Here is a 6,830-nt window from a genome sequence, read left to right as displayed (position 1 = left end):
GTTCCACCCAACGAACATAAAAAACTGATGGATTTTAACCCACCAGCTTAAAAACTAGCCTATATCTGAATGTTGTTTTTTCTTTGTCATTAATACAAAACTCTTTAATATACCAGCATTACTTGGTAATCTCTTTAAATTGTTAATTATATCATCAGCATCTAATCCTAAGTCATTTATAAGATTTTTATAAGTTATTAAGACACTTACAAACTCATCATGGGTAAATTCTGGATGAAACTGTACTCCATAACATGAAGCATTAGGAACCTCAAATGCCTCTACAAATATACTACTTTTACTATTGTTTAAAGATATTATATTTAGGTTATTATTTTGAATTTGATTATAATGGAATGTATATGCAAAGAAAGGATTATTAAATCCGTTAAATAGTTTATGTTCTCTATTTAGCTTAACCTTTGTAATCCCCATATCAGGATCTTCAAGATATTTAACACTACCTTCTTCAAAACTTTCAGCTATTAATTGGGACCCGAAACAAATCCCCATAAGTGGAATTCTTTTATCTTCTCCTACACTTTGATTATAAGTAATTATTTTTTTTACAAATTCCTTTGCCTTAACTACCCATTGAACATCTGAAGTTACTGCTGTCATACCTCCAGATATTATCATCGGTTTAGGTGGAAGCTTTTCTAAAAGATGTGTATCCTTTTCTAGTGATACAATAACTGGTCTGAAACCAAACTCTTCTAATCTCTTGGCTATAGGATAACCATACCCATTTTTATCATCAATCTTTCCGTCTGCTTCTAAAACTATTACATCTGCTATTTCTACACTACTTAATATACCCATCTTACTCCACCTCCTTAAAAAATTTAAGCATAAACAGTTTACTCTATTTAGAAATAATAAGTCAAGGATTTTTTATCTTAAAACTAAAGTTTATTAAAATAATTATTAAATACTCTTTTGGTAAAAATAATATAGATAAAACTTTATATAAAGAAAGGAGATATAAATGATAAGAGAACCTAAAAATAAAGTGGTTATTATTGGTACAGGTTATGTAGGTTCTACTACTGCTTTTACTTTAATGCATTCTGGTTTAGTTTCTGAAATGATCCTCATTGATAAAAACAAGGATAAAGCTGAAGGAGAAGTTATGGATTTAAATCATTGTCTTTCATTTGTAAAGCCAATGTCGATTAGGGTTGGAAATTATTCTGATTGTATAGACGCAGATATAATAATAATTGCTGCTGGTCCTAGTATAAAACCCGGTGAAACTAGATTAGACTTAGCAGATAGAAATAGTAAACTAATTGAATCAATAATGAAAAAAATAACAGCATATACTTATGAGCCTATAATAATAATTGCTACAAATCCTGTAGACATACTAACTTATGTAGCAGCAAAAAGTGTAAATTATAATAAAAATAAAGTTATTGGCTCTGGAACTGTATTAGATAGCTCAAGATTTAGATATTTAATTAGTAAGCATTGTAATATAGATACAAGAAATGTTCACGGATATATAATAGGTGAACATGGTGACAGTGAAGTTGCTGTATGGAGTCGAACAAATATTGCAGGAATGAATATAGATAAATACTGTGAAAGATGTAATGACACATGTGGTTTAAAAGATAAAAATAGAATATTTGAAGAAGTAAGGGATGCAGGATATGAAATATTAAAGAGAAAAGATGCAACCTATTATGGAGTATCCCTTGCTATAAGAAGAATTACAGAAGCAATACTTAGAAATGAAAACTCCATATTAACAGTTTCAAGTCTTTTAACTGGTGAATATAATTTATACGATGTTTCACTTAGTGTACCATCTATAGTAAATAGCAATGGAATAGATAAAATATTAGAAATACCTTTAAGTAAACGTGAATCTGAGTTACTAAAAAAATCTGCTAAAAAATTACAGGATATAATAAGAAAAATAAATTATGTAACAGTGTAACAGTCTAAAGCGGCATTTAAGCCGCTTTAGATTTATAAGTCTACAGTTTCTCCAAAGTTAAGAATCTTAACCTCTGTATTTGATATCTTATTTTTAAATTCTTTAGGATCTACATCAATAACATCAAATGTTTCGTAATGCATAGGTATTACTAGTTTAGGCTTAATAAAATCTACAGCTTTAACAGCATCGTCAATATCCATTGTAAAATTACCACCAATTGGTAATATTGCAATATCAATATTTTCATCTTCTAATAACTTCATATCCATTGTTAAGCCTGTATCTCCTGCATGATAAATCTTTTTATTACCTACTTCGATTACAAAGCCACATGGATTTCCTCCACAAATAATTTTATCTCCTTCTATAATCCCTGAACCATGTAGAGCTGGAGTCATTTTAACCTTTCCAAAATCCATTTTAGTTCTACCACCAATATGCATTGGATGGATATCTAGTCCCTTGGGTGCTAGATATTGACTGATTTCAAAGTTGCATATTACTTTAGCATTATTATTTTTTGCAATATTTACAGTATCCCCTATATGATCTCCATGTCCATGGGTTACAAATACATGGGTTATTCCATTAACTTCATCACTAGTTACTGGACAGTTTGGATTTCCTGTTATAAATGGGTCAATAATTCCTTTGAAATCTTTTTCTTCAATTATGAACACAGAATGTCCAAGATAAGTTATTTTCATTATCTATCCCCCTGTTCTTTATTTGTTTCTACATTTATATTATAATTAATTTTATTTATCTAACAACTAAAACAGGTTTTTTAGCATGATGTACTACTTTGTTTGTTACACTACCTAAAGTAAATCTTTTGACTGCAGACATACCATGTGTACACATTATTATCATATCAAAATCTTCTGATTCTGCAATTTCAATTATTTTTTTAGCAGGATTACCAAACTCAACTCTACACAATATTTTAACCCCAGAGTCTCTAAAAAATTCCTTTGCTTTTTCTACAATTTGATTACCTACTGCCATAAAATCTTCACTTCTAGCCTGAAGATTTGTACCATCATATGGAGAAAAATATAAATCTCTTTGCTGAATATTTACAACTGTAATTTCAGCTTCAAATTTTTGGGCAAAATCTCTTGCTATTGCATAAGATTTTAAACATGCTTCTGAACCATCAACAGGTAATAATATTTTTTTCATATGAACTCCCCCTTAAATAGAAATAATGTTTGTTTTGTTGAATATATACCCATTCTAATAGAATCGAAACTTACCTATATGTATTTAATAGATGCTATTTGTATTATAATTAATATTAAGATAATTATTATATGTGGAGGTGAAATAATGGATAAAAATGATATATACATAATTTATGGAAATAACCCTAATTTAATGGTTAAAAAAATCCTTTCAAAAACAAACTTTAACCCAAATATAGATAAAAATGCACTAATAGGAATCAAACCAAATCTTGTTGTATCTAAGCCCTCTACCTCTGGAGCAACTACATCCCCTGAAATTGTTGAAGGACTGATAGAGTATCTTCAATCATTAGGATATAAAAACTTAATTATAGTAGAAGGTTCCTGGGTAGGTGATAGTACAAAAAAAGCCTTTAAAGTATGTGGATATGAAGAAATTTCTACAAAATACAAAGTCCCTTTAATTGATCTTCAAAAAGATGATTTTAAAAGTATTAAAGTAAAGGATTTACAGATTAAAGTGTGTAAAAAGGCCCTAGAAGTAGACTATATGATTAATATTCCAGTTCTAAAGGGTCATTGTCAGACAAAAATGACATGTTCTCTAAAAAATATGAAGGGATGCATCCCAGACAGTGAAAAAAGAAGGTTTCACACAATAGGTTTGCATAAACCAATTGCCTATTTAAATTCTATAATTAAAAGCGACTTTATTATTGTAGATGGTTTAATGGGTGATTTATCCTTTGAAGAAGGTGGAAATCCTGTTAGAATGAATCGCTTAATTGTAGGAAAGGACCCGGTTTTATTGGATGCGTATATAGCTGAGCTTATGGGATATGATGTTGAAGAAGTACCATATATTAAAATTGCAGATGATATTGGAGTAGGTAGTGCTAATATAAATAAAGCAAATATTATTGAACTTAATAAAGATAATACAGTAATAAGTTTAACTCCTTCAAGGCGAGTAGAAGAGCTTTCTAAATATATAATGGAAAACAAAGCATGTTCTGCTTGTTATGGAACTTTAATACATGCTTTAGATAGATTAGACGAAAAGGGTTTACTCCCTTATTTAGAAGATAAAATTTATATAGGTCAAGGATTTAAAAATAAGCAAAATAGGGGTATAGGTATTGGGATATGTACTAAGGATTTTAAAAATACTATTAAGGGTTGTCCACCTAAAGCTAAAGATATAGTAGACTACATAATTAATAAAATAGAAAGTGCGAGGAATGATAAGTAATTATCCTCGCACTTTATTTTTTATCTTAAATTTTTTAACTTACCTTTCTAACTTTTCTTTTAACTTTTTACCCATAACTTTTTCAATATAGGGTTCTTTCAGGTTCCAGAATTTCTTAAACTTTAAATATTCATCAATTACTTTACTATCTTCATTACCTGTTTTAATAGCACGAATTAAAATATTTTTAGGTGTATGTTCCATATCTATAAACTCTAGCATTTGTACCGAATATCCAAGGATTTCTAAAATGTTAGCCCGTAAGCTATCTGTTATTAGTGTAGACAGTCTTTCTTTTATTATGCCATGTTTTTCCATAGGATTCATAGTAGGATTATGAATTTTATTAAATAACTCATGCTGGCAACATGGAACAGCTAAAATTACTTTTGCATTCCAGTTTACAGCTTTTTTAAGTGCATCATCTGTGGCTGTATCACATGCATGTAAAGATACAACCATATCAACCTTATCAAAGTCATTAAAGTCCTTTATATTTCCATGAATAAATTTTAAATTATTATAATTTAAGTCACTTGCAACATTGTTACAAAAATCAATTACATCCTTTTTTAAATCAAGACCAACAATATTTACTTCAAAACCTAAAATATCTACTAAATAATAATAGAGTGCAAATGTAAGATATGATTTACCACATCCAAAATCAATAATATTTAATTTATTCCTTTTATCTAGACTAGAAATAGTATCAGATACTATCTCTAAAAACCTATTTATCTGCCTAAATTTCTTATATTTTTTAGAATATACCCTTCCCTTTTCATTCATTACTCCTAATCTAATAAGAAAAGGACATGGCTCATTTTCAGGAATAATATAGTTTTTCTTTCTATTATGCTCTAAATTAACCTTTTTCCTTGTAGGTTTCTTTTTAAGGATCTTAACCTTTCCCTTTTTACTTATTAAAATCTGATAGTCTGCATCCTTTGTAAATAATACCCCTTGTCTAAAATAATCTCCTAAAAGACTATTAGTTTTATCTATTGTATCTTCAAAAGATAAGTTTTCATGGATAACTTTTTTTTCATAATGATAAGTAAATTGTATTTTTACCTCATCTTTTATTAATACAGGTTTAATTGTAACCTTTTTATATGTACTATCTTTTTTTGACTTTAATTTACTCATAACGCCATAAATTAATTTTTCTTCATTAATAACCTCATTTAATAGTTTGTTAATATCTTCCATATTAAATCTCTCCCTATGTTTTTATAAACTTTATCTAGTTTCTAATCATAACAATATTAATAATAAGTAACCTCTACTCACCAATTATCTTTACTAAAACCCTTTTTCTTCTCTTTCCATCAAATTCTCCGTAAAATATTTGTTCCCAAGGACCAAAATCTAGTTTCCCATCTGTTATAGCTACAACTACTTCCCTTCCCATTATTGTTCTTTTTAAATGGGCATCAGCATTATCCTCAAAACCATTATGGTCATACTGGTCATATGGCTTTTCTGGTGCTAGCTTTTCTAAGAAACGTTCAAAATCATTATGTAGTCCTGGTTCATCATCATTTATAAACACACTTGATGTTATATGCATAGCATTACATAAAAGTATACCTTCCTTTATTCCGCTTTCTTTTACACATTCCTCTATTTGTGGAGTAATATTTATAAAAGCTCTTCTAGTCTTTGTATTAAACCATAGTTCTTTTCTATAGCTTTTCAAAATTTCCACCTCCTAATAATTTAAATAAACTTTTCAACAACAAAATTAGGTATCCCTATTGATTCTACCTTTACTTTGCCAGTGTATTTTTTAGATTCAGGGTTTAAAAATCCTTTTTTATTTAGCTGAAAAGTTACCGTTTTATCTGCCTTAACACTAATTCCAAGGACTTTACCTGTATCACATTCTAAGCCTGAAGGAATGTCGACGGATACAGTATATGAACTATATTTATTTATTATAGATATTACATCAGAATATATACCCCTTACCTCTCCAGACAGACCTGTACCAAATATTGAGTCTACGGTAACTTGTTTAGTAGAAACAGATTCCTTTAGACTTTTTAAATCTTCTCCTTGATTTATAGTATTTATTTTAACATTCATATTTAACAGGATATTATAATTAATTTTACAGTCTTTACTCATCTTCTCTGGTGTACCTATCAAATATATATTTGCTTTCTTGTTTTTTACAATTAGATGTCTTGCAATAGCTAATCCATCTCCTCCATTATTTCCTGTTCCAGCTACTATAGTAAATGAATCATATTTATCTATATTTTCAACTACCTTAAGTGCTGCATTTTCCATTAAAACAATCCCCGGAATGCCTATATTTTCAATACAATATTTATCTATACTTCTCATTTGATTAGCAGTAGCAACCTTCATATACTTCACTTCCTTTCAACATTTTGAATAATTAAAAGGGTTTTTAAGAATAATT

Annotated in this window: 8 protein-coding genes; 2 read left to right on the top strand and 6 right to left on the bottom strand. The window is 28.7% G+C overall.

Annotated features, from left to right (window positions below; translation table 11 throughout):
* Positions 1-54: 54 nt before the first annotated feature.
* A complete protein-coding gene (locus BET03_RS04835) occupies positions 55-822 on the bottom strand; it encodes a type 1 glutamine amidotransferase (RefSeq protein ID WP_120167861.1) in 768 nt (255 codons plus the stop codon).
* Positions 823-988: 166 nt separating this feature from the next.
* Between BET03_RS04835 and BET03_RS04830 the strand changes: the two genes are divergently transcribed.
* A complete protein-coding gene (locus tag BET03_RS04830; protein ID WP_183108729.1) occupies positions 989-1,948 on the top strand; it encodes an L-lactate dehydrogenase in 960 nt (319 codons plus the stop codon).
* A gap of 32 nt (positions 1,949-1,980) precedes the next feature.
* On the opposite strand, the gene BET03_RS04825 is transcribed toward BET03_RS04830, so the two are convergent.
* The gene (locus BET03_RS04825) at positions 1,981-2,658 is read right to left on the bottom strand and encodes a metal-dependent hydrolase (protein ID WP_120167859.1); all 678 of its coding nucleotides are present in this window, start codon (positions 2,656-2,658) and stop codon (positions 1,981-1,983) included.
* 55 nt (positions 2,659-2,713) lie between these two features.
* The gene (locus tag BET03_RS04820) at positions 2,714-3,136 is read right to left on the bottom strand and encodes a universal stress protein (RefSeq protein WP_120167857.1); all 423 of its coding nucleotides are present in this window, start codon (positions 3,134-3,136) and stop codon (positions 2,714-2,716) included.
* A gap of 147 nt (positions 3,137-3,283) precedes the next feature.
* On the opposite strand from BET03_RS04820, the gene BET03_RS04815 reads away from it, so the two are divergent.
* Positions 3,284-4,393, top strand: coding sequence for a DUF362 domain-containing protein (locus BET03_RS04815; protein WP_120167855.1), 1,110 nt, complete (start codon positions 3,284-3,286; stop codon positions 4,391-4,393).
* A gap of 39 nt (positions 4,394-4,432) precedes the next feature.
* Here the strand turns inward: BET03_RS04815 and BET03_RS04810 are convergent, their stop codons facing one another.
* The 3 genes from BET03_RS04810 to BET03_RS04800 all read right to left on the bottom strand — a co-directional run bounded on the left by BET03_RS04810 (position 4,433) and on the right by BET03_RS04800 (position 6,775).
* A complete protein-coding gene (locus tag BET03_RS04810) occupies positions 4,433-5,608 on the bottom strand; it encodes a class I SAM-dependent methyltransferase (protein WP_120167853.1) in 1,176 nt (391 codons plus the stop codon).
* A 73-nt stretch (positions 5,609-5,681) separates the two neighbouring features.
* Positions 5,682-6,098 carry a secondary thiamine-phosphate synthase enzyme YjbQ gene (locus tag BET03_RS04805; protein WP_120167851.1) on the bottom strand — a complete coding sequence of 139 codons (417 nt, stop codon included), beginning with the start codon at positions 6,096-6,098 and terminating at the stop codon, positions 5,682-5,684.
* 20 nt (positions 6,099-6,118) lie between these two features.
* Positions 6,119-6,775: an NAD(P)H-hydrate epimerase gene (locus BET03_RS04800; protein WP_120167849.1), complete on the bottom strand. Its 657-nt coding sequence runs from the start codon at positions 6,773-6,775 to the stop codon at positions 6,119-6,121.
* Positions 6,776-6,830: the final 55 nt, after the last annotated feature.

Source organism: Thermohalobacter berrensis, assembly GCF_003609645.1.
GTDB classification, from domain to species: domain Bacteria; phylum Bacillota; class Clostridia; order Tissierellales; family Thermohalobacteraceae; genus Thermohalobacter; species Thermohalobacter berrensis.
The sequence above is the reverse complement of the archived record's forward strand: the minus strand, read 5'-3'. Positions and strand labels throughout refer to the sequence as shown.

What these genes read in the sequence shown, in the direction of transcription:
- BET03_RS04820 (WP_120167857.1), bottom strand. Translation starts at nt 3,136, where the DNA reads ATGAAAAAAATATTATTACCTGTTGATGGTTCAGAAGCATGTTTAAAA.
- BET03_RS04810 (WP_120167853.1), bottom strand. Translation starts at nt 5,608, where the DNA reads ATGGAAGATATTAACAAACTATTAAATGAGGTTATTAATGAAGAAAAA.
- BET03_RS04800 (WP_120167849.1), bottom strand. Translation starts at nt 6,775, where the DNA reads ATGAAGGTTGCTACTGCTAATCAAATGAGAAGTATAGATAAATATTGT.
- BET03_RS04830 (WP_183108729.1), top strand. Translation starts at nt 989, where the DNA reads ATGATAAGAGAACCTAAAAATAAAGTGGTTATTATTGGTACAGGTTAT.
- BET03_RS04815 (WP_120167855.1), top strand. Translation starts at nt 3,284, where the DNA reads ATGGATAAAAATGATATATACATAATTTATGGAAATAACCCTAATTTA.
- BET03_RS04825 (WP_120167859.1), bottom strand. Translation starts at nt 2,658, where the DNA reads ATGAAAATAACTTATCTTGGACATTCTGTGTTCATAATTGAAGAAAAA.
- BET03_RS04835 (WP_120167861.1), bottom strand. Translation starts at nt 822, where the DNA reads ATGGGTATATTAAGTAGTGTAGAAATAGCAGATGTAATAGTTTTAGAA.